Origin of the sequence: Micromonospora sp. NPDC049275 (assembly GCF_043197115.1) — a bacterium.
GTDB lineage: Bacteria > Actinomycetota > Actinomycetes > Mycobacteriales > Micromonosporaceae > Micromonospora.
In genome coordinates, this window is sequence record NZ_JBICSN010000001.1 from 705,211 (window position 1) to 730,307 (window position 25,097).

20 protein-coding genes are annotated in these 25,097 nt (G+C 71.2%); 9 read left to right on the forward strand and 11 right to left on the reverse strand.

The annotated features are described in order from the left end of the window. The first annotated feature begins 2 nt into the window (after positions 1-2). From ACGFIE_RS03335 to ACGFIE_RS03365, 7 genes are read left to right on the forward strand one after another with little or no spacing between them, the layout of a single operon-like run. Positions 3-905 carry a type II secretion system F family protein gene (locus ACGFIE_RS03335; RefSeq protein ID WP_393290516.1) on the forward strand — a complete coding sequence of 301 codons (903 nt, stop codon included), beginning with the start codon at positions 3-5 and terminating at the stop codon, positions 903-905. Between the two features lie 46 nt (positions 906-951). Beyond that, positions 952-1,821 (forward strand): type II secretion system F family protein, encoded by an 870-nt coding sequence (locus ACGFIE_RS03340; protein WP_393291270.1) that lies wholly within the window; start codon positions 952-954, stop codon positions 1,819-1,821. A 24-nt stretch (positions 1,822-1,845) separates the two neighbouring features. Beyond that, positions 1,846-2,052 (forward strand): hypothetical protein, encoded by a 207-nt coding sequence (locus ACGFIE_RS03345; protein WP_393290518.1) that lies wholly within the window; start codon positions 1,846-1,848, stop codon positions 2,050-2,052. A gap of 5 nt (positions 2,053-2,057) precedes the next feature. Beyond that, complete coding sequence (locus tag ACGFIE_RS03350; RefSeq protein WP_393290521.1) at positions 2,058-2,510, forward strand: TadE/TadG family type IV pilus assembly protein; 453 nt, start codon at positions 2,058-2,060, stop codon at positions 2,508-2,510. Further along, on the forward strand, positions 2,507-2,974 hold the full coding sequence (locus ACGFIE_RS03355) for a TadE/TadG family type IV pilus assembly protein (RefSeq protein ID WP_393290524.1): 468 nt from the start codon (positions 2,507-2,509) through the stop codon (positions 2,972-2,974). Before ACGFIE_RS03350 ends, ACGFIE_RS03355 begins: the two co-directional genes overlap by 4 nt. After that, complete coding sequence (locus tag ACGFIE_RS03360) at positions 2,971-3,405, forward strand: pilus assembly protein TadG-related protein (protein ID WP_363681191.1); 435 nt, start codon at positions 2,971-2,973, stop codon at positions 3,403-3,405. The genes ACGFIE_RS03355 and ACGFIE_RS03360 overlap by 4 nt, the downstream gene beginning before the upstream one ends. 14 nt (positions 3,406-3,419) lie before the next feature. Beyond that, entirely contained in the window at positions 3,420-4,778 is a 1,359-nt protein-coding gene (locus ACGFIE_RS03365) for a LysM peptidoglycan-binding domain-containing protein (RefSeq protein ID WP_393290527.1), read from the forward strand. A gap of 90 nt (positions 4,779-4,868) precedes the next feature. On the opposite strand, the gene ACGFIE_RS03370 is transcribed toward ACGFIE_RS03365, so the two are convergent. Next, positions 4,869-5,723, reverse strand: a complete 855-nt coding sequence (locus ACGFIE_RS03370) for a DUF2231 domain-containing protein (protein WP_393290530.1) — start codon at positions 5,721-5,723, stop codon at positions 4,869-4,871. A gap of 185 nt (positions 5,724-5,908) precedes the next feature. Here ACGFIE_RS03370 and ACGFIE_RS03375 point away from each other — a divergent pair, with 185 nt between their 5' ends. After that, positions 5,909-6,679 (forward strand): crotonase/enoyl-CoA hydratase family protein, encoded by a 771-nt coding sequence (locus ACGFIE_RS03375; RefSeq protein WP_393290532.1) that lies wholly within the window; start codon positions 5,909-5,911, stop codon positions 6,677-6,679. 30 nt (positions 6,680-6,709) lie between these two features. On the opposite strand, the gene ACGFIE_RS03380 is transcribed toward ACGFIE_RS03375, so the two are convergent. The 8 genes from ACGFIE_RS03380 to ACGFIE_RS03415 form a co-directional block, all read right to left on the reverse strand. Beyond that, complete coding sequence (locus ACGFIE_RS03380) at positions 6,710-10,435, reverse strand: discoidin domain-containing protein (RefSeq protein WP_393290534.1); 3,726 nt, start codon at positions 10,433-10,435, stop codon at positions 6,710-6,712. 186 nt (positions 10,436-10,621) lie between these two features. Further along, entirely contained in the window at positions 10,622-13,528 is a 2,907-nt protein-coding gene (locus tag ACGFIE_RS03385; protein WP_393290536.1) for a discoidin domain-containing protein, read from the reverse strand. Positions 13,529-13,680: 152 nt separating this feature from the next. After that, on the reverse strand, positions 13,681-15,303 hold the full coding sequence (locus ACGFIE_RS03390) for a glycoside hydrolase family 13 protein (protein ID WP_393290539.1): 1,623 nt from the start codon (positions 15,301-15,303) through the stop codon (positions 13,681-13,683). A 142-nt stretch (positions 15,304-15,445) separates the two neighbouring features. After that, positions 15,446-16,333, reverse strand: a complete 888-nt coding sequence (locus ACGFIE_RS03395) for a carbohydrate ABC transporter permease (RefSeq protein ID WP_007454379.1) — start codon at positions 16,331-16,333, stop codon at positions 15,446-15,448. A gap of 11 nt (positions 16,334-16,344) precedes the next feature. Next, entirely contained in the window at positions 16,345-17,301 is a 957-nt protein-coding gene (locus tag ACGFIE_RS03400) for a sugar ABC transporter permease (RefSeq protein ID WP_358097000.1), read from the reverse strand. An 81-nt stretch (positions 17,302-17,382) separates the two neighbouring features. Continuing rightward, a complete protein-coding gene (locus tag ACGFIE_RS03405) occupies positions 17,383-18,762 on the reverse strand; it encodes an ABC transporter substrate-binding protein (protein ID WP_393290544.1) in 1,380 nt (459 codons plus the stop codon). 334 nt (positions 18,763-19,096) lie between these two features. Then, positions 19,097-20,101: a LacI family DNA-binding transcriptional regulator gene (locus ACGFIE_RS03410; protein WP_363681177.1), complete on the reverse strand. Its 1,005-nt coding sequence runs from the start codon at positions 20,099-20,101 to the stop codon at positions 19,097-19,099. Positions 20,102-20,196: 95 nt separating this feature from the next. After that, the gene (locus tag ACGFIE_RS03415; RefSeq protein ID WP_393290546.1) at positions 20,197-21,672 is read right to left on the reverse strand and encodes a dihydrolipoyl dehydrogenase family protein; all 1,476 of its coding nucleotides are present in this window, start codon (positions 21,670-21,672) and stop codon (positions 20,197-20,199) included. A gap of 90 nt (positions 21,673-21,762) precedes the next feature. On the opposite strand from ACGFIE_RS03415, the gene ACGFIE_RS03420 reads away from it, so the two are divergent. Further along, a complete protein-coding gene (locus ACGFIE_RS03420) occupies positions 21,763-22,839 on the forward strand; it encodes a serine hydrolase domain-containing protein (protein WP_393290549.1) in 1,077 nt (358 codons plus the stop codon). Here ACGFIE_RS03420 and ACGFIE_RS03425 read toward each other — a convergent pair whose 3' ends face one another. Next, on the reverse strand, positions 22,840-24,165 hold the full coding sequence (locus ACGFIE_RS03425) for a cryptochrome/photolyase family protein (protein ID WP_393290551.1): 1,326 nt from the start codon (positions 24,163-24,165) through the stop codon (positions 22,840-22,842). Further along, on the reverse strand, positions 24,162-25,085 hold the full coding sequence (locus ACGFIE_RS03430) for a phytoene/squalene synthase family protein (RefSeq protein ID WP_393290553.1): 924 nt from the start codon (positions 25,083-25,085) through the stop codon (positions 24,162-24,164). Before ACGFIE_RS03430 ends, ACGFIE_RS03425 begins: the two co-directional genes overlap by 4 nt. Between the last annotated feature and the right edge of the window lie 12 nt (positions 25,086-25,097).

Sequence of the window (25,097 nt, forward strand, 5' to 3'; positions counted from 1 at the left end):
TGATGGGAAACAGCCTTGAGTTGATCGCGGTGATCTCCGGGGCCGCCTGTGTGGCCGGGTTGCTGCTGGCGGTCGTCGCGCTGGTGGGCACCCGCCGCCCTGCCAAGTCCGGCCCGGGAGCGGGGCCCGGCCTGAGCCGCCTCTGGCGCGGCTCCGGCGCCACTCCCGCCGAGCGGCGGGCCTACCAGATGCTGCTGCTCACCGCGGTGGTCGCCGGGGCGTTGGCCTTCCTGCTGACCGGGCTGCCGGTGGTGGGCCTGCTGGTGGCGGTGGCGGTGCCCGGCGCTCCGTGGCTGTTCGCGGTGGGTAAGGCCGAGCAGCGGGCGATCGCCCGGATCGAAGCGGTTGGCGATTGGACCCGCCGACTCAAGGACGTCTCCGGCACGGGTCAGGGCCTCCAACAGGCGATCATCAGCACGATCGGCAGCGTGCCACCCGGCATCGAGGACGAGGTACGGCTGCTCGCCGCCCGCTTGCAGGCCGGCTGGCTGGCCCGTTCCGCGCTGCTGGCGTTCGCCGACGAGATCGGCGACCCGGTCTGCGACCAGGTGGTGGCGGCGCTGATCCTGCACCTCGCCGACCGGGGCGAACGGCTGGGCGACGTGCTGGGCTCGATCGCCGGCGCGGCGGCCGCGGAGGTGGCGACCCGCCGGGAGATCGAGGCCAAGCGCACGCAGCCCCGGTTCGCGGTCCGCTTCCTGACCGGCATGACGCTGGCGACGCTTGCGTACGGGCTGGTCAACACCGAATACATCAAGCCGTACGGCACACCGACGGGTCAGGTGGTGATGGCCGCGCTCGGCGCCGCCTTCATCGGCCTGCTGGCCTGGGTGCGCTCGATGAGCCAGCCGCAGCGGCCGGCCCGGTTCCTGCCGGCGCCCGACCCCCGCGAGGTGATCGCGTGAGCGCGGACAGCGTGGCGCGGCGCGGCCCGAGGAGGCGGTCGTGCTGATCCTCAACTGGCACCTCGCCGTCGCGGTCTGTGGCGGGGCGACGATCGGGTTGGGCCTGTTCCTGGTGATACGAGAGCTGGTGCCGGCGACACCGGCGCTCGGGCCGGCGCTGCGCCGACTGCATCAGCCGCCGGGCACCGGCCGGGTGGCCACGCCCGCGTCCCGGCGACTCGACTGGCTGACCGGGATGTCCCGCTGGTTGCGGCCGCCGCAGATGCAGCTCGCCCTGATCGGTCAGACCTCCGAGCAGTACGCGCTGTCGGTGCTGCTCTCCGCCCTGATCGGGTTGGCCACGCCGACTCTGCTCGGGGCGGCGCTGTGGCTGCTCGGCGTCCCGTTTCCGCTTGTCGTGCCGGTGCTCGGCAGCCTCGGCCTGGCGCTGCTGGGCGGCCTGCTGGCGCACCGCGCCGTGCTGACCAAGGCCGCCACCGCCCGCGACGAGTTCCGCCAGGCGGTCTGCACCTATCTCGACCTGGTGGCGTTGCAGCTCTCGGCGGCGCACGGGCCGGTGCAGTCCTTGGAGCGGGCCGCCGCGGTCTGCGACGGCTGGGTGTTCGACAGGCTTCAGGAGTCGCTGCGGATCGCCCAGATGCAGATGCACGCGCCGTGGGAGGAACTGCGTGACCTCGCCGACAAGATCGGTATCCCGGAGCTTGGCGACGTCGGCGCGATCATGCGCTCCTCCGGCAGCGAGGGCGCGCAGGTGCACGAGACGCTGCGCAGCCGGGCCGACTCGCTGCGCGACCAGATCCGCACCGACAACCTCGCCCGGGCGGAGGGGGTAACCAGCAAGCTCGACATCCCGGGCGCGCTACTCGTCTTCGTGCTGCTCGGCTTCGTTCTCTATCCGTTCATCTCCCGCGTCTGACCCCGTCCCCCGGAGGAGTACCTCATGTCCATACTCAGCTACCTGCACGTCGTGCTGACGACGCGCCTGGCCGACCTGCGCCGGGACGGTGAGCGCGGCGACAGCCCGGTGCCCACCGCGGTGATCATCGCCGGCCTGGTCGTCGTCGCCATGGCCGTCACCGCTCTGGCCCTGACCAAGGCCAACAACTGGATGAACGGCATCCCGAGCTACACGAAGCCCGGCCCGTAGCCGGGATGTGTCGAGTCGTGCTGTCGAGGTTGCGCCGGGCGGTCAACGCCGCCCGGCGCCGCCTCGCGGCCGTCGACCCGCAGCGGGGTGCCAACCCGGTGGAGTTGGCCGTGGTGATGCCGCTGATCCTGGTGCTGCTCTTCGCCTCGATCCAGATTGCGGCCGTCTTCCTCGCCCGTTCCACCGCGTTGCACGCCGCGCAGAACGGGGTCAACGCCCAGCGGCTGTACGACGCGTCCGACGGTTCCGGGAAGGCCAGCGCCACCCGGTTCCTGAAGGCCACCGGCGGCTGGCTGGTGGGCTGGGAGACGACGGGCCCGACCTGCGTGACCACCGACGTCGACGTGACCTGCACGGTGACCGGCCGGTCCCTGTCGGTGGTGCCCGGTGTGGACTTCGCGATCCGGCAGACCGCGCACGGGCCGGTGGAGCGGGTGACCCCGGTGACGCCCCCGTGACCCGGGCCGCCGAGCGGGGCTCGGTCTCCATCGAGGTGGCGGTGCTCGCACCCGCGTTCATCGCGCTGATGGTGCTGGCCGGGGTGGCCGGACGCAGCGCGGTGGCGGCCGAGGCGCTCGACACCGCCGCGCACGACGCGGCCCGCGCCGCCTCGATCTCCCGGACGGCGGGCGATGCCCGGAAGGCGGCCCGGGACGCGGCGCGTCAACAGTTGGACTGGCGGGGTCTGGCCTGCACCGACGCTCCGACGCTGCGGTTCACCGGCTCGGTTGGCGGCAGGAATACCAGCTTCGACAACGCCTACCGCAGCGCGGTCGGGCAGAACGCGACGGTCACCGTCGAGATCGCCTGTCGGGTGTCCCTCCGCGACCTGCGGCTCGCCGCCGTGCCCGGAATGCCCAGCGAGAACCGGATCGTGGCGCGGTTCACCTCGCCACTGGACCGCTACCGGAGCCGGGGATGAACGCCCGTCCGCTGTCCGGCGACCACGGGCGGATCAGCATCTTCCTGGCGGTGGCGATGGTAGGCGTACTCGCCATCGTCGGGCTCTCCTTCGACGGGGCCGGGCAGCTGCGCACGCTGCAACGCGCCGACAACCTGGCCGCCGAGGCGGCCCGCGCGGGCGGGCAGGCAATCGACCGGGCCACCGCGATCGAGGGTGGGCCGACGCGGATCAACCAGCCACAGGCCCGCGTCGCCGTCGCCGACTACCTCACCGCCGCCGGCGCCACCACAGGCCACACCGTCACCTTCCCGCAGATCGCCGGGGAGACCGTCGTCCAGGTACGCGTCACGATCACCTACCGCCGCTCGATGCTCGGGCTGTTCGGCTTGGCCGACCAGGTCACCGTCACCGGCGAGGCGACCGCGCGGGCCATCACCGCAGGACCGTAGGAAGGAAGGCCGCCATGTCCGCATCGGGTCGGTCCGTCGTACGGCGGACCGGACGCGTCCTCACCGGCGTCGGCGCGCTCGTCGTGCTCTGCGCTCTGGTGCTTGGCGCGCCGGTCGCGCTGCTCGCCTTCGCGGGCAATCCCCTGCCCGACCATCTGCCCACCCTCGCCGAGGTGGGCACCGCTCTGACCAGCCGCGACGACGGGCAGCTCTTCCTGCGGGCCCTGGCGCTGGCCGGCTGGTTCGGCTGGGCCACGTTCGCCTTCTCCGTCGTGGTCGAGTTGGGTGCGCAGACCCTGCGCCGACCGGCGCCGAAGCTGCCGGGGATGAGCCGCCAGCAGAAGGCCGCCGCCGCGCTTGTCGGTTCGGTCGCGCTGATCCTCGCGGCCAGTCCGGCCGCCGCCAGCGCCGCCGCGGTCTACAGCGGTCCGGCGTACGCCCAGCCGAGCACGTCGACAAGCGCCGCCCGACTGCCCGGAAGTGGGCCGCTCGGGGTGGCCGGGAGCAGGCCGATCGCGACGACCGGCAGCGGCCCGCTCGGACTGGTCGCGCCACCTGGGCCGAGCGCCGGTGACAAGGCCGCTCCGGTGTATCGGGTGGCGCGGGGCGACTACCTCGGCGAGGTGGCCGAGCGGTACCTCGACGAGTTCGGCGACTATCGACAGCTCGCCAAGCTGAACCGGCTGGACGACCCGGATCGGATTCGTCCCGGCCAACTGCTCCGGCTGCCGGCGGAGGCCACCGACCAGGGCGCTCGCCCGCACGCCACAGGCAAACTCGTGGGCCGGCCCGCCGCGCCCAAGCCGCCGGCCCCACGACCGTCACCGCAGCCGGCCGCCCCGGAACGGGCCGAGCAGGCACCCCCCGGCGGTACGGAGTCGACGGGTCAGGCACCCACGATGACCGTCGGCGCGGCACGTGCCGGAACCACCGACCGGGTGAACCGGCCACTGGCGGTGTCCGCCGTGCTGGCCGTGGCCAGCATCGTCGGCGCGCAGATCGGCGCGGTTCTCGGGCTGCGCCGCCGCCCGGCCACCGCCGGTGCGGCACCTCGGTTGACGACGACCACCCGCGCGCCCCGAGGCGGCGTGGGTCGAAGCAGCGGCAGCGCCCGCACCGGTCGTCGGAGCAGCGGCGCCGCGTGGGCCGCCAGCCGTGCGGCAGCCGCCACCGCGAGCACGGCGCCGCCGACCGGCGGCCCAAACCTCCGCGGCGTGCCGGCCTCGACCGGCGACGAAGGCTGGGCCCGCGACGAGGGCTGGACCGGCGAGGATGGCTGGACCGGCGGTGACAAGCGCGGACTGGCCGCCGGCGGGCCCGGCTGGGATGCCGCGCCGGACGAGCCGTCGACCGGTCGGCACCGACGCGGCTGATCTGTCCGGAACACCGACACCGCGATCAGGGCGGCACCAGACCGACGGCCGGGCACACCCGCGCCGCCCGGTCGTGCTCGGCAGAGCGTGTCAGGGCAGGCGGGTCTGGAGGACGCCGTTCTGAATGCGGGTGGGCAGGATCTGCTGGTCGTTGCCGGACGGCCCCTGCATGACCTCGCCGCCGTTGAGTCGGAACGCGCTGCCGTGCCACGGGCAGACCACACAGGCGTGGCCGTCGATCTCCTGGACCTCGCCCTCGCCGAGCGGCCCGCTCTGGTGCGGGCAGCGCTCCAGCATCACGGTGACCTCGTCACCGTGGCGGTAGAGGATCACCGAGATGTCGTCGTCGACCTCCCGGGTGATCAGTGTGCGCTGCGGCAGGGTGGCCATGTCGGCCAGCGAGTGCCAGCCGTCGGACATCCGGTGCAGCTCGGACACGCTCTGGTTGACCTGGGCGCCCTGCTTGTACGCCAGGTGTCCACCGATGTACGCGCCGAGGCTGACTGCGGAGAGGCCGAGGAAGCCGAGCGCCCGCCCGACGCCCTGCCGCCCGGAGAGCCGCGCCGCCAGCGAGCCGGCGTAGAGGCCGACGCCGACGGTGTTCGCGGCGGCGTGCACCAGGCCGACCCGGCGCTGGTCCCGGGAGAGCGCCGCCCAGTCGTTCAGGCCGGCGACCGCCGCCGGCAGCGCGCTGACGGTGCCCAGGCCGACAAGCACGGTGGCCGGCCGGCGCTGACCAGGCATCAGGTCCAGCACGGCGGCGCTGATCCAGGCGCCGACCGGCACCTGCACCATCGCCGGATGCAGCGGATGCCCGAGGGTCACCCCGTGCAGCAGGTCCCGCAGCCGCCGCGGACGCAGCGTGCCGAGGACCACCTTCTGCAACCGGTCACCCGCGCGGTCCAGCCGGGAGTCCTGCTCGACTTTCGTCAAAAGTGCTCGCACGAGTACCGACTTCCCGGCGATCGCCGTCGCAAACCGGTCGGCGGCGACAAATCTGCCGCGCCGCCCACGCCGCCGATCGCGCCCGTTCTGCTCCGAGAATCCGTGACACAAGCCGCGAACCGGCAACCGGAAGTGCAAGATCGGCGGGGATTGTGGGGGTGGGGTCGGACGGGCATGCTGGTTCGATGGGTGTGCGGGTGGAGCGGGTCGGTGCGGTCGCCACAGTGGTGCTCGACCGGGCGGCCGCGCGCAACGCCGTGGATGGGCCGACCGCGCGGGCGCTGGCGGACGCCTTCCGCTCGTTCGACGCCGATCCAGAGGCGGCGGTGGCCGTGCTCTGGGGAGCCGGTGGCACGTTCTGCGCAGGTGCCGACCTCAAGGCGATCGGCACGCCGAGCGGCAACCGCGTCGAGCCGGAGGGCGACGGCCCGATGGGTCCGACCCGGATGGCGCTGAGCAAGCCGGTGATCGCGGCGATCTCCGGGTACGCGGTGGCCGGCGGCCTCGAGCTGGCACTCTGGTGCGACCTGCGGGTCGCCGAGTCCGACGCCACGCTCGGGGTGTTCTGCCGACGCTGGGGAGTGCCGCTCGTCGACGGGGGCACGGTCCGGCTGCCCCGGCTGATCGGTGAGAGCCGCGCCCTGGACCTGATCCTCACCGGGCGGGCGGTGCACGCCGACGAGGCGTACGCCATGGGGTTGGTCAACCGGGTGGTGCCGCCGGGCCAGGCGCGGGCGGCGGCCGAGGAACTGGCGGCGGAGATCGCCCGGCATCCGCAGACCTGCCTGCGCAACGACCGGGCGGCCGTGCTGGCCGGCGCCGGGCGACCCGAGGCGGAGGCACTGGTGACCGAGTTGGCGTACGGGATGGATTCGCTGGCCACCGACGCGGCTGCCGGGGCGGCCCGGTTCGCCGCCGGCGAGGGCCGGCACGGCGCGATGCCGCCGGGAGGGTGAACCTCCCGGCGGCATCCGGTACGGCCTGGGTCAGTTGCGGTTGATGGTGAAGGTCGAGGTGGTGTTCCTGATGTCCACCGCGTTGTTGCTCAACTGGAGGTTGTTGAAGGTCACCGACCCGACGGCCGGCCCCTGCCCGGACTCGGGCATCTCGTTGACCCAGATGCCGAAGCCGGACTTGGCGTCGTAGGCGTCACCGCTCTTGCGGGCGCCGCTGATCGAAATGTTGGTGAAGACCGTGTCGGTGACCGGGAACTGCGGCTGCCCACCGACGTAGTTGGTCTGGAACATGATGCCGCTGTAGGTCGGGTCGACGATGTCCACGTCGCTGACCCGGATGCCCTGGAACACCTTCGAGGCGGAGAAGACCCAGATCGCCGGGAAGGTCTGCCCACCCCAGAAGTGCCCACCGGCCCGCACGATCGAGATGTTCTCGAAACGGGTCGGCGGGCTCGCGCCGAAGCCGTTCATCGGGTAGCCGAAGTCGAGCGAGCTGATGGTGATGCCGGAGTAGACGAGCGTGTCCGCGATGTAGATGTTGCGGAACGTGTTGCCGTAGCCGCCGTAGACGGCCACACCGGCGGCCCGCCAGGTCAGGGTCGAGGACAGGTTCTCGTAAATGTTGTCCCGCATGTCCGCGCCGCCCGCGTCGATCGCCGAGAACAGCGCGAAGCTGTCATCGCCGGTGGCCCGGGCGTCGTTGTTGCTGACCAGGTTGTTGGTGCTGCCGTTGGTCATGTTGACGCCGTCGGCGAACAGGTTGCGGATCCGCGAGTTCTTGATCGTCATGTAGTCGGTGTTGGCGCCCCAGTAGAGGCAGACCTGGTGCTCGGCCCAGATGTTGTCGATCACGATGTTCGACACGTTGGCGAAGTCGAACACCTTGCCCGGCCCGTCGATGCGCGAGGTGTAGTTGCCGAAGTAGGCGAAGTTCGCGAACGACGATCCGGCCGCCGAGTTCTCGGCCCGGAAGCCGATGTCGGTGTTCTCCTGGCCGGAGGGGGCGTTGAACCGGGTGTACCAGGGCCCGGCGCCGGTCACCTTTACCGCCTTGCCGTACACCTGGAACTTCGACGAGGTGGAGTAGTTGCCGGCGGGCAGGTACACCCCGATCAGGTTGCCTGTGGTGTCCATCCGCACCCGGTCCAGGGCGTTCTGCACGTCCTGGTGAGTGAAACCGGCCGGCGTCGCGTAGCGGGCCGAGTCCGGGTTCGCGATCGGCGAGACCTGCTCGGTGTTGATGAAGTCGATCGCGTAGTTGGTGGTGTTGGCCGCGTCCTTCTGGAGGCGGATCTTGCTGCCGGCCGGCACCGTCGAGTTGAGCATGACGTTGGCTTCGTCGTAGATGTGCCGCGGGCCGCCAGCGCTCGGCGTGTTGCCCGGGCTCGTCTCGTTGCCGTACAGCCAGGCGTAGCGGGACGTCAGGTCGATGGCCTTGTGGAACGTGCCGTTGACGTAGATGTTCAGCGTCGAGTTGATCCCGCCGCCGCCCGACGCGTCGGGGATGGAGAAGCGGGTGACGAGCGTGTTGGTGCTGGCCCGGGTGGTGAACTCGACGTAGCTGCCGGTCGAGTTGAGCGTCACCGCACGTCGGCCGGACGCCTCGCCGGCCAGGTCGCCGACGGTCCGGTTCGGGCCCACGACTGCCGCGCCGCCGCCGACCACGCCGTCCTCGGCCTCGTACATGTCGTACGGCATGTTGGCGCCGCGCCCGACGAAGAGCGGACGGTCGCTCGTGTTGTTGCCCTGCTTGACGGGCAGTTCGTTGCCGTCGGCCGCGAGCACGACCCGGACTGTGTACTTGCCGTTCGCGGCCGTCCAGGTGCCCAGGTTGACCGGGCCGACGGTGGCCCCGGCGTTGATCACGCCGGAGTACGAGCCGGCCAGGGTACGCACGACGGTGCCCGACTCGTTGAGCACGGTGAGCGTGATGCCGTGCGACCCGGACGCGGAGGCCACGCTGCCGGCGTTGCGGATCGACACGGAGAAGGTGACAGTGTTGCCTGCCGACGGGTTGCCCGGCGACCAGGCCACCGCCGAGGCGACCAGGTCACTGGTGGCGACCGGGCTCACCACGAGCGGGCTCGGGTTGGAGTAGCTGTTGTTGGTGTCGTCCTGCTCGACGACGGCGTTGGCCTCGTCGACCTTCGCGCTGAGCGGGTAGCTGCCCGCGTCGCGGGTGCCGATGCTGGCGCTGACAGTGGTCGAGGCGCCGGCCGCCAGGCCGCCGACCGACGCGGTGCCGACCCGGGTGGAGCCCAGGTAGAAGTTGACGTTGGTGGCCCCGGAAGCCGCCGAGCCGGCGTTGCGCACGGTGGCCGAGAGCGTGATGGTGCTCGTCTCCACGGGTGCCGTCGGGCTTACCGACATGCCGGTCACGGTGAGGTCCGGGTTCGGCGCGGGGGTGCCGATGACCTGGAACTCGGCCACCTGCCCGGCCGGTGCGCCGGTGTTCGAGGCGATCGAGAGCCGTACGTCGGCCGCGGCGCCGGAGACCGGGATGGTCACCGTGTTACCGCTGCTCGGGTTGAAGGTGTAGTTCGCCGCGCCGACCAGGGTGGTGAAGCTCGACGAGCCCTGGTCCCGGCCCAGCACGGTGATGTTCTGGGTACGCGCACCCCAGGAGGAGTCCGGGTTGAGCTTCAGCACGACCTGGCTGAGGCTGGCGTTCGCGCCGAGCTGCACGGTGAGCGTGCTCGGGTTGCCGTTGCCCTCCCAGTAGGTGGCCACGTTGTTGTCGTTGGCGTTGGTGGCCACGAACGTGTGCACGTACCCGGAGGCGGTGATCGGCTTGCCGACCGCGAGGTTGGTGCCGGTCGGCGGGGTGCCGGTGCCGGTCCGGGTCACGGTGTTGCTGTTCGACGACTGGTTGCCGGCCGCGTCCCTGGCCCGCACGTAGTACGAGACGGTGGCGCTGTCCGACTGGCTGTCGGTGTACGTCAGCGTCGAGCCGCTGACGGTCCCGCGCAGCGCGCCACCGGCGTAGACGTCGTACCCGGTCACGCCGACGTTGTCGCTGGACGCCGACCAGGTGAGCCGGATCTGACCGCTGGCCGGCTGGGTGTAGGCCAGGTTGCCGGGCGCGCTGGGGGCCTGGGTGTCGGTGCTGCCGCTGGCGCCGTACACCTCGACCTCGGAGAGCTGGGCGGCCGGCCAGCCGGTGTTGCCGGTGACCTGGACCCGTACGTAGCGGGTGCTGGCCGCGGTGAAGCTGACGGTCGCGGTGTTGCCGGTGCTCGGGTTGAACGTGTAGCCGCCGGACGCCTTCAGGGTGGTGAAGGACGAGCCGTTTGTGGAGCCGAGGATCGACAGCGTCTGCGTACGGGTCTGCCAGTCCGACGACGGCGGCAGCTTGAGCACCACCCGGTCCACGCTGACGGTGGCGCCGAGGTCGGCCTGGATCCACTGCGGGAACGCGTTGTTGGCGCTCTCCCAGTAGGTCGAGGCGTTGCCGTCGTTGGCGTTGCTCGCCACGTAGTTCTGGTTGTAGCTGCTGGCGCTCATGGTGGCGGAGAGCCCGGCGAGCAGGGCCGCGCGGGCGGACCCGGCCGGGGCCGGCGCCGGCTTCGCCGCCGGGGCCGCGCTCGCGGGGGTGAGGGCGGGGACGGCGGCGAGGAGCAGTCCGGCGACCGCGCCGGCGAGCAGCCGGACCGGCAGCCGGCCGGCTCGGTGGGCTCGGTGGGCTCGGTCCGGTCGGGGGACGGGACCGGACGAGCCGGTACGCGGGGTGCCTCGGGTGGGGCCGTTTCTCGACATGGGTGGCTACACCTCTTTCGGGGGTGGTGTGGGTGCGTTGCCCGGTGACGGGTGCAGGGGTACGCCCGTCGTGCCGCGACAGGTGGGGGACGGTGCGGTGTGGGACGGGTGCGCTCGGGCCCTGCGCCGCGCTGCGCCGGGCGTCCGACCGGTGGCCCCCGCCCAGTCCGGGCGGGGACCGTCGGCCTAGCTGGAGTAGACCTCGAACTCGCTGAGCTGACCGGCGGGCCAGCCGGTGTTACCGGTGACGGTCAGCCGCAGGTACCGCTGGCTGGTCGCCGTGAAGGTAACGGTGACCGTGTTGCCGCTGGCCGGGTTGAAGGTGTAGCCGGCGGACGCCTTCAGGGTGGTGAACGACGAGCCGGTGGTGGAGCCGAGCACCGCCAGCGTCTGCGTACGGGTCTGCCAGGCCGACGACGGCGGCAGCTTCAGCACGACCCGGGACACCGAACGGGTGGCGCCGAGGTCCACGGTCAGCGACTGCGGGAAGGCGTTGTTGGCGCTCTCCCAGTAGGTGTTGGCGTTGCCGTCCACCGCGTTGGTCCCGGCGTACACGTCGGAGTGGCTGGTCTCGGTGACCGACCGTCCGGCCGCGAGGTTGCCACTGGGCGGGGGCGTGGTCGGCGGTGCGGTGGTCGGCGGTGCCGTCGTCGGGGGTGCGGTGGTCGGCGGTGCCGTGGTGGCGGTGCCGCCGTACACCTCGATCTCGCTGAGCTGGGCGGCCGACCAGCCGGTGTTGCCGGTGACGGTGACCCGGATGTAGCGGCGGTCACCGGAGGGCAGCCCGATCGAGACGGCGTTGCCGCTGCCCGGGTCGAAGACCCGGCCGGCGGACGACGCCAGGGTGGCGTACGACGACCCGTCGGTGGAGCCCAGGACGGACAGGGTCTGGGTGCGGCGTTCCCAGCCGGCGGGCAGCTTGAGCACCACCCGGTCGACCGAGCGGGCCGCGCCCAGGTCCACCGTCAGCGACTGCGGGAAGGCGTTGTTGGCGCTCTCCCAGTAGGTGCCCGCGTTGCCGTCCACCGCGTTGCCCGCCGTGTAGTTCTGGTTGGTGCTGGTAGCGGTCGTCGACCGGTTCAGCGCGAGGTTTCCGCCGCTGGGTGGCGGCGTGGTCGGCGGCGCGGTGGTCGGGGGTGCCGTGGTGGGCGGCGCGGTGGTGGGGCCGGTCGTCGGCGGGGTGCTGGGACCGCCACCCCACTGCGGCTCCGGCCACGGCCCGCAGTACGGGGTGGACGTGTACCAGCCCGAGTTGCCGCTGCCCTGGGTGATCTGGAAGCCACCGCCCACGCAGTTGTGCATCGGGTTGCTCTGCGCGATGTTGGTGGCCCGCACGTTCGTGAAGGACACCTGGCTGGGTGCCTGCACCTGGAGCGCGTACGTGCCGGCGCCGTCGATCCGCACGTTCGTGAGGTTGATGCCGCTGGTCTGGCCCTCGATCCAGTGCAGCGCGGCGTACGAGCTGTCCAGGATGTCGGTGTCGGTGATGTTGATGGTGGCCTGCTGGAACGCCTCGTTGAGGGCGGAGAACCAGATCGCCCCGACGCCGAAGTTCCAGTTGTAGTCCGAGTTGCCGTTGCGGATCAACGTGTTCCGGGCGATCGTCCAGGTGCCCCGGACCGCCGTGTCGCCCTGCACACCCGGGTAGCGGTTGGCGACGTGGATGCCACCGCCGTTGGTGATCGAGTCGGCAGTCACGTTGTCGGAGATCGTGATGTCCCGACCGCCGTAGCTGACCAGGTGGTTCGCCAGCAGCGTCACGCCGATGGTGTTGTGCGTGAACGAGTTCTTGACGTTCGGCACGCTCTGCGCCCACATCGCCAGGGCGTCGTCGCCGGTGTTGCGCACGAACGTGTTCGTCACGGTCGAGTTGGTGACGCCGGTGTGGAAGTTCACCCCGTCCGCCGTCTGGTCCAGGATCCGGCTGTTGCGGATCGTGAAGTTGTCCATCGGGCCGTCCATCCACGCCCCGACCTTGGTGTTCTCCAACCACAGGTTGTCCACCACCGAGTTGGTCATCGCCCCGCCCAGGGCGTTGACCTGGTCCTCGTCCACCCGCTCACGGATGTCACCGATGATGGCGAAGTCCCGCAGCGTGACGTTGCGACTCGGCCCGCCGGCCTCGTGCGACCGGATCTCACCCGTGTAGCCGCCGCCGGAGACGTACTTGCCGTAGATGCCGGCGGCCCGCTTGCGGTCGGTGGGGTGCCGCCCGCCGAGCACCGAATACCAGGGACCGGCGCCGCGCAGGGTCACCCCGTCGACCACCACGTGGTCCCAGAGGGTGAACGTGCCGGCCGGGATCCAGACGGCCCGGCCCTGGGCCTTACCGGCGTCGACAGCGGCCTGGAACTTCGCTGTCGAGTCCGTCGCGCCGCTCGGGTCGGCCCCGAAGTCGGTGACCACGTCCAGCACACCGGAGGGCTTGCTGATCGGTGCGCCCACCAGCTCGAAGTCGGCCAGGTCGATGGTGAACGTCGGCGACTGGGCGGTCGAGGAGACCTGCAACCGGATCTTCGTACCGGCCGGGTAGGTGGTGCCGAACATCGCCCGGGTCTCGTCGTAGAAGTGGTGCGGGTTCGTGTCGCCCGGGTTGTTGTTGAACGGGTATCCGCCGTAGTACCAGCCGTACCGCGAGGTCACCGGCACCGACTTCAGCAGGGCGCCGTTGGCCCGCAGGTCGAGGGCGGCGTCCCGCCCGGTGCCGGCCGAGCTGTCCGGCAGGCTGTGCCGGAAGGTGACCGCGTTGGCCGGGGCGGTGAGCGTGAACTCGACGTACTCACCGACGGAGTCGAGGGTGACCGCCTCGCGGCCGGACGCCTCCGACGGCAGCGTGCCGTAGCGACGGTCCGGGCCGATCTTCGTGCCGTTGTGCGCGGCCTTCTCCGCCTCCTGTTCGACGAACGGGACTGTCGCGCCACGGCCGGAAATGTCGAAGGGGGACAACCCGGCCGCCGAGGCCGGGGTGGCGGTGCCGGTGACCGCGAGGGCGGTCACCGTGGTGGCGGCGAGCAGGGTGGCGGCGATCGCGGCCAGCCCGACGCGTGCCGGGTGTCGGAGGTGGTGCGGGGTGGCGGTGGTGTGGTTGGCCATGAGCTGCGCTCTCCCTTTCGTCAGGCAGGCCAGGTCCCCCGTTTCGGTGCTGCGGCGTGGCGGTGTCTCCCCCTCGTTCCTCCTTCCTCTGCGTCGTGCGCGGGTGGGTGGTGCCGGCGGCGGGACGGGACCGCCGGCACCACGTCGGTCGATCAGGTCAGGGCGCCGGCGTCCGCGCGCGGTCCGTCCACCTCTTCGGGGGTACGCAGCCAGACGGCCGTGTCCGAGGGCAGCAGACCGTCGTCGAGTGGGCCACTGGCCAGCAGCAACTCCCCGTCAGGCAGTGGCACCGCCGCGTCGGTGAGATTGACCAGACAGCGGAAGCCACCGCCACGGCTGAAGGCAAGTACGCCGTCCGGGGCGGGCAGCCAGGTCAGCTCGCCGTCACCGAGCGCCGACTCGCCGCGCCGGAGGTGGATCGCCGCGCGGTACAGCTCAAGCATCGAGGCCGCGTCGCCGGTCTGCGCCAGCGCCGTCCGGTCCTTCCAGTCGGCAGGCTGCGGCAGCCAGGGCGCCGCCGCGCCGTCGGGGCTGAACCCGAACGGCGGCTCCTCACCGGCCCAGGGCAGCGGCACGCGGCAGCCGTCGCGACCGGGATCGACCCGGCCGGAACGCTCCCACATCGGGTCCTGACGCAGCGCGTACGGGATGTCCTCGACCTCCCAGAGCCCCAGCTCCTCGCCCTGGTAGACGTAGGCGGCGCCGGGCAGCGACAACGACAGCAGCGCGGCGGCCCGCGCCCGGCGGGTGCCCAGCTCCAGGTCGGTGGGGATCCCCTCGCGCTTGGCGGCGAAGCTGAACGTGGTGTCCGCCCTGCCGTAGCGGGTGACGTGCCTGGTGACGTCGTGGTTGGAGAGCACCCAGGTGGCCGGCGCCCCGACCGGCGCGTGCGCGCTCAACGTGCCGTCGATGCTCTCCCGCAGCGCCGCGGCGTCCCAGGCGCAGCCGAGGAAGTCGAAGTTGAACGCGGCGTGCAGCTCGTCCGGGCGCAGGTAGTTGGCGAACCGCTGCCGGTCCGGCAACCACACCTCACCGATCAGCGCACGCTCGCCCGGGTAGGAGTCGGCGACCCGCCGCCAGCCCCGGTAGATGTCGTGCACCCCGTCGAGGTCGTGGAACGGGTGCTGGTGGTCCGGTCGGACCTCCGGCAGCTCTCCGTCCTTCACCAGCAGACCGGCGGAGTCGATCCGGATGCCGTCCACGCCCCTGTCGAACCAGAACCGCAGGATGTCCTCGAATTCGGCCCGTACCCGGGGGTGTTCCCAGTTGAAGTCGGGCTGCTGCGGAGCGAACAGGTGCAGGTACCAGTCGCCGGGCGTGCCGTCCGGGTTGGTGGTGCGGGTCCAGGTCTCGCCGCCGAACTCGCCGATCCAGTCGGTGGGTCGTTCGTCGCCGTTCGGGCCCCGGCCGGGACGGAACCAGAACAGGTCCCGCTCGGGAGCTCCCGGGCCGCCGGCCAGCGCGGCCTGGAACCACGGGTGCGCGTCGGAGCAGTGGTTGGGCACCACGTCGACGATGGTCCGGATGCCGAGGTCGTGCGCCTCCGCGATCAGCGCCTCGACCTCGGCCAGGGTGCCGAAGACCGGGTCGATGTCGCGGTAGTCGGAGACGTCGTAGCCGGCGTCGGCCATCGGCGACGGGTACCAGGGACTGAACCAGATCGCGTCGACGCCGAGCGCGGACAGGTGGTTCAGCCGGGACCGGATGCCGGCGATGTCACCGATGCCGTCGCCGTTACCGTCGGCGAAGCTCCGGGGATACACCTGGTAGATCACGGCTCCACGCCACCACGGACTTCTGTCAGCTGTGGACACGAGCACCTGCTTTCTGCGTCAGTACGTCGGCGGGTTCGCCGGACCTGGTTATGTGTCGGGGCGAACGGTCGTTGTTCGCCGCGCGGTTGACTGCGGTCGTGGGCTATCCCTTGATGCTGCCCGTGGTCAGACCGGACATGATGTTCCGCTGGAAGATCAGGAAGATGATGACAGTCGGGATGGCGGCGATGACCGACGCGGCGATCACCACGTTCATCGGGGTGCCACCCGCGAAGGTGTAGATGCCGACGCTCACCGTCCGGGTCTCCGGCGACGGCATGACCAGCTTCGGCCAGAGGAAGTCCTTCCACACCGCCGTCACCGCGAAGATCGAAACGACGCCGAGGATGGGACGCGACAGCGGCAGGATGATCGACCAGAGCGTGCGCAGCGACGACGCCCCGTCCATCAGGGCGGCGGCCATCAGCTCCTCCGGGATCGAGTCGAAGAACCGCTTCAGCAGGAAGATGTTGAACGCGTTCGCGACCATCGGCAGCCAGATGGCGAACGGCGAGTCGAGCAGGTTGATGTGCAGGATCGGCAGGTCGAGCACCGTCACGTACTGCGGAACGATGAGGACCATCGCCGGGATCATCAGGGTGCCCAGCATCAGGCCGAGGATCACGTTGCCGAAGATCGGTCGCAGCTTGGACAGCGAGTACGCGGCCGCGCTGTCGAGGACGAGTTGGAACAGCACCGCCCCGATGGCGTAGTAGAACGTGTTGAACAGCAGCTTGGCGAGGGCCAGGTTGTTCCACGCGTCGATGTAGTTCTGCGGCTGCGGGTCCTTCGGGAACAGCGACGGCGGGGTCTGCGCGATCTCCTGGCCGGACTTGAGGGCGCCGGTGACCATCCAGTAGAGCGGCCCGAGGAAGACGAGCGTGAAGCCGGTGACGACGACGATCAGCAGCGTCCAGTAGATGACCTTGCCGCGCCCCCTGCTGAGCTGGGAGTGGGAGATGAGGGTCCGGGTTCCGGAATCCTGTGCCATTCCTCGCCGTCCTAGTCCTGTTTCGCAGTCAGCCGCACGTACACGGCGGAGAAGCCGGCCAGCACGACGAGCATGATCACGCCGAGCGCGGCGGCGCCGTTGAGGTCGTTCTGGAAGAACCCGTGCTGGTAGATGAGGTACGCCACCGAGGTCGCGGAATCCTCCGCGCCCGCGCCGTTGGCGAGGATCAGCGGCTCGATGAAGAGCTGCATCGTGGCGACGATCTGCAGCATCGCCAGGAGCGCGAGGATCAGCCGGGTCTGCGGGATCGTCACGTGGCGGATCCGCCGCCAGATCCCCGCGCCGTCGAGCTCCGCAGCCTCGTACAGCTCGCCGGGAATGTTCTGCAACGACGCCAGGTAGATCAGCACGGCGCCACCCATGTTCATCCAGGTGGACGCGATCACCATGGCCGGCATGGTCATGTCCGGCGACTGCATCCACTGCGACGTGGGCAGGTGCAGCGCCTTGAGGACCGCGTTGAACAGCCCCGCCTCGCTGGGGTCGTACGCGTAGAACTTGAAGAGGAACAGCGCCGAGGCCGGCGGCAGCATGACCGGCAGGTAGACCAGGACCCGCAGGTAGCCCTTGGCGTGGCGGAACTCGTTGAGCAGGATCGCCACGAAGAACGGCACCGCGTACCCGAGCACGAGCGCGAGCACCGTGAAGTAGAGCGTGTTCTTCCAGGCGGGCCAGAAGCTGGGGTCGGCGATGAGACGGGAGTAGTTGTCCCAGCCGACCCAGGTCGTCTCGCCGCGCCTGGTCCGCTGGAAGCTCATGACGATGCCGCGGATCATCGGGTACCAGGAGAAGACCACGAAGCAGAGCACGGCGCCGATCAGGAACGCGTGCCCGGTGAGGTTGTCCCGTACCTTGCGGCCGAGGCTCGTGCGCTGCGGCCCTGTCGCGTACGGCGACATCGGGCGACCCGGTTTCCTGGGGGCCTGGGGGACGGCGGTGATCGCCAAGGCAACTCCTGCGGAAGTCAGTGACGCGGACGGTGCGACGCGGGGTGTGGGGGCCGTCGGGCCGGCCCCCACACCTGCCGGTCACTTCTCGGCGGCCAGGAGCTGGTTGACCTTCTCTTCGGCCGTCTTGAGCAGCGCGTCGATGTTGGCGTTCGGGTTCGTCAGCACCCCGGACATCGCGGCGTCGAGGACCGCGTAGATCGCCTGCGCGTTGCGCGGCTCACCCTTGATCGGCACCGGGGTCGCCTCGAAGATCGCGAAGTTGGTGGTGTCGACGTTCGCGTTCGCCTTGCGCAGCTCGAGTTCCTGCTTCTGCGCCTCGCTGCCGTTGGCGAACAGCAGCGGCTGGGGCAGACCCACCGGGTAGTTCTGCGGCTTGGCCCGGACGTAGTCGAACTGGCCCTTGCCCGGCGTGAGCTTCTGGTACGCGATCCACTTCAGACCGGCCTTGACCTGCTCCGGAGAGAGGTCCTTCTTGAAGAAGTAGCCCTCGCCGCCGCCGAGCGTGCCCTTCGCCGGACCGTCCTGGCCGGGCAGCGGGGCCATCGCCCAGTCCTGGAACTTGCCCTGGAACTGGCTGACGATCGCCTGGGTGGCGTCCGGTGCGCCGATGAACATGCCGACCTTGCCCGCGCCGGCGTTGGTCAGCAGGTCACCCCACTGGAGCAGCTGGCGGGAGCCCATGCTGTTGTCGCCGTACCGCATGTCCTTGATGTTCTGCAGGACCTGCTTGCCCGTCGCGTTGTTGAAGTCGGCCTTCTTGCCGTCCGGGGTCAGCACCTGGCCACCCTGGGAGTAGAGCAGCGAGGTGAAGTGCCAGCCGCCGGTGTTGCCGGCGCTGTACTCGGAGTAGCCGGCGATGCCGTTGCCGAGGGCGGAGATCTTCTTGGCGGCGGCCCGGACCTCGGCCCAGGTCTTGGGCGGGTTGTTGACGTCGAGCCCGGCCTTCTGGAACAGGACCTTGTTGTAGACCAGGCCCATCGAGTAGTTCTTCACTGGGACGGCGTAGAGCTTGCCGCCGTCGCTGAAGGCCTCCTTGAGCGCCGGGTCGACGCTGTCCCAGGTGGGGATGGTGTCCTTGTTGACGACCCCGGTGATGTCCATGGCCTGACCGGAGTCGAGCACCTGCTGGAGATCGGTCATGTACCCGTAGAACACGTCGGTCACGGTGCCGCCGGCGAGGCGGGCGGTGAAGTCCGGCGGGTTGTTGCACTGCTCGCCGACGCTCACGCTCTTGACGACGATGTCCGGGTTCTGCTTCTGGAACTCGACGACGTCGTCGTTCCAGTTCTTCAACAGCTCTTTCTGGGCGCCGACCGGCTGGCAGTCGACCGTGATGGTGACCTTGCCGCCGGCGGTCGCGCCCTTGTCGTCGCTCTTCGTGGAGCATGCCGTGAGGCTGAACCCCAGGCCGGCCACGAGCGCCAGCGCCGCAGCCCTTCGGTATTGCGGTACGGACATCTGTCCATCCCTTCGGGAACGGGTGTCTCCATGAGGTGCGCTGATCTGCGGTGATGCGACCTGACGCCCAGTAGCTGCGCCGGAGCCAGGTGTGAGTGGAGTCACTGTAACGAGGCCGACTCATTTCAGCAAGGTGTCGACTGTGTTCTGAAAAGACTCGACATCCTTACGGCAGACACCGACAGAGACGTGTTTTAGGCCGGTTTTGCCGGCCTTCGGTCCCATCTGGTCCGGCGGTCGCGGCGCACTGTGGGCGACCACGAAAAACCGGCCGCCGACCGCGGAAGCGGTCGACGGCCGGCGGAGGCTGTCGGTCAGTACGGCCGGGGCGCGCTCAGCGGCCGGGCGCCGGCGCGGTGGAGCCGCGCACCACAAGCTCCGGCTCGAACAGCAGCTCGTCCTGCAGGACGCCGGCACCCTCGATCTGGGTGACCAGCAGGTCCACCGCGGCCTGCCCCATCGTCTCGATCGGCTGCCGCACGGTGGTCAGCGGCGGGTCGGTGCAGGTCATGAACGCGGAGTCGTCGAAGCCCACCACCGAGATGTCCGTGGGCACCGCACGCCCGAGCCGCCGGGCGGCCCGGATGGTCCCCAGGGCCAGCACGTCACTGGCGCAGATGATGCCGGTGACCCCACGCTCGACCAGCTTCGTCGCGGCGACCCGCGCGCCCTCCATCGAGAAGCTCGAACGCTCGACACACTCGGCGTCGGCCTCGCCCCAGCCCGCGACCTGGACCATGGCGTCCAGCTTGCGACGGGACGGCACGTGCCCCTCCGGGCCGAGCACCATCCCGATCCGCTCGTGGCCGAGCGAGCGCAGGTGCCCGTACGCCTGCTCCACCGCCACCGCGTCGTCGGTGGAGACCCGCGGAAAGCCCAACTCGTCCACGCCGGCGTTGACCAGGACCACGGGAAGGCCCCGGTCGGTCAACCGCCGGTAGTGGTCGTGCCGCGCGTCGGTGAGCGCGTACGAGCCACCCGCGAAGATCACGCCGGACACCTGGTGGTCGAGCAGCATCTCCACGTAGTCCATCTCGGACACGCCGCCGATGGTGCGGGCGCAGAGCGCCGGGGTGTAGCCCCGCTGGGCGAGGGTGCCGGTGACCACCTCGGCGAGCGCCGGGAAGATCGGGTTCTGCAGTTCCGGCAGCACCAGCCCGACCAGCCGGGCACGCTCGCCGCGCAGCTTGGTCGGCCGCTCGTAGCCGAGCACGTCCAGCGCGGTGAGCACCGCTGTCCGGGTCGTCTCGGAGACACCGTCCCGGCCGTTGAGCACCCGGCTGACGGTGGCCTCGCTGACGCCCGCCTTCTTGGCAACTTCGGTCAACCTCTTGGTCACGGCCGCAATCGTACGTCACCCTAATGAAAGAAATGAACAGCCGGACGGGCAAATCTTGCTTTCAGGTTGTCGTGGCTTGTCGCCGTTCCACGTCGTCAGGACAGGTTGCGCAGCGCGTCCTCGATGGCACGGTGGAACGTCGGGTACGCGTAGATCATGTGTCGCAGTTGACTCAGCGGCACGGCCGCGTGCACCGCCACCACCAGCGCGGACAACACCTCACCGCCGGCCGGGCCGACCGACGTCGCGCCGATCAGCACGCCCTGGTCGGCATCCGCGACGAGCTTGATGAACCCCTCGTCACCGACGCGGTGAATCCACCCCCGCGTCGAGCTGCCCAGCTTGGTGAAACCGACCTGCACGTTGATGCCGCGCTCACGGGCCTGCTGCTCGGTCAGCCCGACCGCCCCGACCTCGGGATCGGTGAAGGTCACCCGGGGCAGCGCGCGGTAGTCGGCGCGCGGCACGGTGCCGGCCGACCCACTCGACCCGCTGGCGGCCAGCGAACTCGACGCCCCCATCGCGCCGCCGACGACGCTCGCGGTCCCGCTGGCGTCGGCCCCCGCCGTCGCCTCCCGGGCGTGGGCCAGCAGGTCGGCCACAACGATTCCCGCCTGGTACATGGCGATGTGGGTGAACGCGCCCTGACCGGTCAGGTCACCCACCGCCCAGATGCCGTCGGTGACGTGCAGCCGGTCGTCGACCGGCAGGTAACGCTGGCCGGCGTCCACACCGACGGTGTCCAGCCCCAACTCCTCCAGGTGCGCCCGACGGCCGGTCACCACGAGCAGTCGCTCGGCGGTGAACTGCGCGCCCCCGACGCCGTGCAGCGTGAACCGGTCGCCGTCGTGCGCGACGCGTTCGGCCCGTACACCGGTGTGGATCTCGACGTCGTCGGCGCGCAGCGCCGCGGCGGCCACCTCGGACGCCTCCGGCTCCTCGACGGCCAGCACCCGGTCCAGCGCCTCCACCACCGTGACGCGGACGCCGAAGCGCGCGAAGACCTGCGCCAGCTCCAGCCCGATCGCGCCACCGCCGAGCACAAGCAACGACTCGGGCAGCTGCTCGACCTCGATCGCCTGGTGGTTGGTCCAGTACGGCGTGTCGGCCAGGCCGTCGATCGGCGGCACCGACGCCCGGGTGCCGGTGCCCAGGACGACGCCGTGCCGGGCCTGGAACACCTGGTCACCGACCCGGACGCGCCCCGGGCCGTCGAGCCGGCCACTGCCCCGGACGAACCGGCCGCCCTTGCCGGTGAACCGCTCCACCGCGACCTTGTCGTCCCAGGTGTCGGTGGCCTCCTCGCGGATCCGCTTCGCCACCGGCGCCCAGTCCGGACTGACCTGCGCCGTGCCCGCGAGCCCGTCGACCCGACGCGCCTCGGCCAGGGCGTTCGCCGCCCTGATCATCATCTTGCTCGGGATGCAGCCCCAGTACGGGCACTCGCCACCGACGAGGTCCCGTTCGATGCCGACGACGCTCAGGCCGGCCTCGGCGAGCCGCCCGGCCACCTCCTCGCCGCCGACCCCGAGCCCCACCACGACCACATCCACCAGCTCCGGCTCCGCCATCGGAACAGCATCCCCCAGCGGCCTCGCCCCGACCACCTGGGTCCGGAAAAGTCGGCACGGTCAGCGCGCCCCACCGCCTACGGTGATCCGATGCACGCACGCTTCGAACCCGTCCGGGACCACTTCCACGACCTGCTCGCGACCGGCCGGGAGTCCGGCGCCAGCCTGACCGTCTGGTACGACGGTCAGCCGGTGCTCGACCTGGTCGGCGGCTCCCGGACCGGCGACGGGCCCTCGGCCCAACGGTGGCGGCCGGACACGCTTGTAAACGTCTACTCGGTGAGCAAGCCGGTGGTCGCGCTCTGCCTGCTGCTGCTCGTCGACCGGGGACGGGTCGACCTCGACTCGCCGGTCGAGAGGTACTGGCCGGAGTTCCGCACCCCGGCAACCGTGCGGCAGGTCCTGTCGCACACCGCCGGGCTACCGGCCTTCCCGGTGCCCCGGCCGGCCACCGCGGTCGCCGACTGGGCGCTGCTGGCCGGCGACCTGGCGGCCGCCGACCCCGAGTGGACGCCGGGGTCGCTTGCCGCGGAGCACGCCTGGACGTACGGGCACCTGGTGGGCGAGCTGGTCCGCCGGGTAGACGGCCGCGGCCCGGGCCGCTTCCTGGCCGACGAGATCGCCGGTCCGTGGCAGCTCGACCTCGGCTTCGGGCTGGCCGACGCCGACCAGCGCCGCTGCGCGGACCTGCGCTACGGCGACCCGCAGTGGCCGATCCGGAAGCTCGGCGAGCCCGGCTCGCTGCGGGCACGGGCGATGGGCAATCCGGCCGGCGGGCTGGACCTGGCCGTGCTGAACAGCCCGCTCTGGCGGGGCGCCGAGATGCCGGCGGTCAACCTGCACGCCACCGCCGGCGGCCTGGCCCGGCTCTACGCCGGCCTGCTGGCCGGAGGCGTCCTCGACGGCGTACGGCTGTTCAGCACCGAACTGGTGGCCGAGGCGACAGGGGTCCAGTACGACGGGACGGACGTACTGCTGGACCGCCAGGTCCGGTGGACGCTGGGCATGCAGTGGGAGCCGGACGGCAGTTGGGGCATGGGCGGGCTCGGCGGCAGCAGCGCGTGGGCCGACCCCGAACGCGGCTACACCCTCGCGTACGTCACGGCGCGGCTCGCCGACCACGACCGCGTCGAGGAACTGGCCGAGGTGCTCCACTCCTGCCTCTGATCAGCGCAGCCAGACCGGGTCGGTGCCGGGCACGGCGAGCGGCGGCGGATAGTCGAGCGTGCGGCGGACGGCCTCGGGCAACTTCCACGGCTGGTGGATCGCCTTTCCCGACACCGTCGACAGCTCCGGGACCCAGCGGCGCACGTAGTCGCCGGCCGGGTCGTACCGCTCGGCCTGCCGGACCGGGTTGAAACCCCGGTACGGCTTGGTGTCGTTGCCGGTGCCGGCGACCCACTGCCAGTTGCCCGAGTTGTTGGCCACGTCCCCGTCGAGCAGCCAGCGGAAGAAGACAGCGACACCACCCCGCCAGTCCTGGCCCAGGTGCTTGGTCAGGTAGCCGGCGGTGATGAGTCGCGCCCGGTTGTGCTGCCAACCCTGCGCCCGCATCTGCCGCATCCCGGCGTCGACGATGGGCATTCCGGTCCGCCCCTCGGCCCAGGCGGCCAGGGCATCGTCGTCGTAGCGCCACTGCTCGGTGGCGCCCCGGCGGTAGGCGGCCGTCGAGATCTCCGGGAACGCGGCGGTGACCTGGTAGTAGAAGTCGCGCCAGCAGACCTGCCGAACGAAGGGCCCGGCCCGGTCGCCGGCCCGGTTGGCCACCGACAGCGGGGACACGCAGCCGAACCGCAGGTACGGGCTGAGTCGGGAGGTGTCGTCGCCGGCCATGTCGTCGTGCTGGTCGTCGTACCGGCCCAGCTCGGGCAGCCAGTCGGTGAGCCGCTGGCGGGCGACCCGCTCGCCACCGGTGGCCGCGTCCGGTGACTCCCCGGCCGGCGGCGTCGGCACCCGACCCACGCGCACCCCGTCGGGCAGCGCGATCCGGCGGGGCGCTGCCAACTCGTCGCGCCACCGCGCGGCAGCCCACGCCCGGTGGTACGGGCTGAACACGCGATAGTGCTCGCCTCCGCCCCCGGGACGCAACGCACCCGGCTCGACCACCGTCAGCCCCGGAAAGAGCCGCAGGCGAAGCCGGTGCCGCTCACACTCGGCGCGCAGTCGCCGCTCGCGCCGACGGGCGTAGTGGCTGACGTCGGCGGAGAGCGCCACGGCTGTCGCGCCGACATCGCCGGCCAACCGGATCGTCTCGGCCACCGGGTCCCCGCGGCGCACCACCAGGTCACCGCCGCGCTCGCGCAGCGCGTCGCGCAGGTCGGCGAGCGCCTGGTGCAGGAACCGGGTGCGATTGGCCGACAACCCGGCCAGCGCCGGGTCGAGCACGTACAGCGGCACCACCCGGTCGAACGCCGCGCAGGTGGTGGCCAGCGCCGGGTGGTCGTGCACCCGCAGGTCGCGGGTGAAGAGCACGATCGCCGTGCCCGCCGTCACCGGGCCGCCGGCTGGACCGTCGGCCCGGGGATCGTGACCGGGGTACCCGTCGAGGTGAGCAGAGCGCGGGCGGCCACCGCCATCCGCCGCCGCTGCGGCACCAGGGCCCGGCGGGTGAAGACGTCGTAGTCCTGCGCTGCCACCTCGTCGAGGATGCCGCCGTAGAGCGCGTACGCGGTCCGCATGCACGCCTGCGACGCCGGCGCGAGCATGGTGATGCCGGGCGCGGCGGCGGCGTAGTGCGCCTGGGCCCGGGTCACCTCGTACTCGATCAGCTCGCGCGTCCGGGGCGTTCCGCGCCCGCGGGCGCTGGCCTCGGCCAGCTCGTCGCGGGTGACGCCGAACTTCGCCAGGTCCTCGTCGGGCAGGTAGGTGCGACCCCGGTCCAGGTCCTCGGCGACGTCGCGGATGAAGTTGGTGAGCTGGAAGGCGAAGCCGAGCTGCCGGGCCGGCTCACGGGCCGCCGACGGATCGCTGCTGCCCAGGATCGGCAGCATCATCGTGCCGATCACCGCCGCCGAGCCCTCCATGTAGTCGAGCAGGTGGTCGTAGGTCGCGTACGAGGTGACGGTCAGGTCCATCGCCATGCTCTTCAGAAACGACGCAAAGTCGTCCCGGTCGAGATCGAAGACGGCGATCGTGTGCAGCACCGCCGGCAGCAGCGGGTCGTCGACAGGCGCGCCACGCAGACCGGCCACGAAACGGCTGGCCCAGTCGTCGAGACGGGCGGCCCGCTCGGCCGGTGGCAGGTCCTCGGTGCGATCGACGATCTCGTCGGCGTAGCGCGTGAATCCATAGAGGGCGTGCACATGTCGTCGTTTCCACGCGGGAAGGAGCCGGGTGGCGAGATAGTAGGTACGCCCGTGCCGTTTGTGCAGCTCACGACACCGGTCATAGGCAGCGGTGAGATCCGTGTCCACCGGCCCTCCTCA

Coding starts and splice junctions, on each gene's coding strand:
- ACGFIE_RS03405 (WP_393290544.1), bottom strand. CDS start 18,762: ATGTCCGTACCGCAATACCGAAGGGCTGCGGCGCTGGCGCTCGTGGCC.
- ACGFIE_RS03335 (WP_393290516.1), top strand. CDS start 3: ATGGGAAACAGCCTTGAGTTGATCGCGGTGATCTCCGGGGCCGCCTGT.
- ACGFIE_RS03415 (WP_393290546.1), bottom strand. CDS start 21,672: ATGGCGGAGCCGGAGCTGGTGGATGTGGTCGTGGTGGGGCTCGGGGTC.
- ACGFIE_RS03395 (WP_007454379.1), bottom strand. CDS start 16,333: ATGGCACAGGATTCCGGAACCCGGACCCTCATCTCCCACTCCCAGCTC.
- ACGFIE_RS03380 (WP_393290534.1), bottom strand. CDS start 10,435: ATGTCGAGAAACGGCCCCACCCGAGGCACCCCGCGTACCGGCTCGTCC.
- ACGFIE_RS03360 (WP_363681191.1), top strand. CDS start 2,971: ATGAACGCCCGTCCGCTGTCCGGCGACCACGGGCGGATCAGCATCTTC.
- ACGFIE_RS03385 (WP_393290536.1), bottom strand. CDS start 13,528: ATGGCCAACCACACCACCGCCACCCCGCACCACCTCCGACACCCGGCA.
- ACGFIE_RS03375 (WP_393290532.1), top strand. CDS start 5,909: ATGGGTGTGCGGGTGGAGCGGGTCGGTGCGGTCGCCACAGTGGTGCTC.
- ACGFIE_RS03350 (WP_393290521.1), top strand. CDS start 2,058: ATGTGTCGAGTCGTGCTGTCGAGGTTGCGCCGGGCGGTCAACGCCGCC.
- ACGFIE_RS03420 (WP_393290549.1), top strand. CDS start 21,763: ATGCACGCACGCTTCGAACCCGTCCGGGACCACTTCCACGACCTGCTC.
- ACGFIE_RS03365 (WP_393290527.1), top strand. CDS start 3,420: ATGTCCGCATCGGGTCGGTCCGTCGTACGGCGGACCGGACGCGTCCTC.
- ACGFIE_RS03345 (WP_393290518.1), top strand. CDS start 1,846: ATGTCCATACTCAGCTACCTGCACGTCGTGCTGACGACGCGCCTGGCC.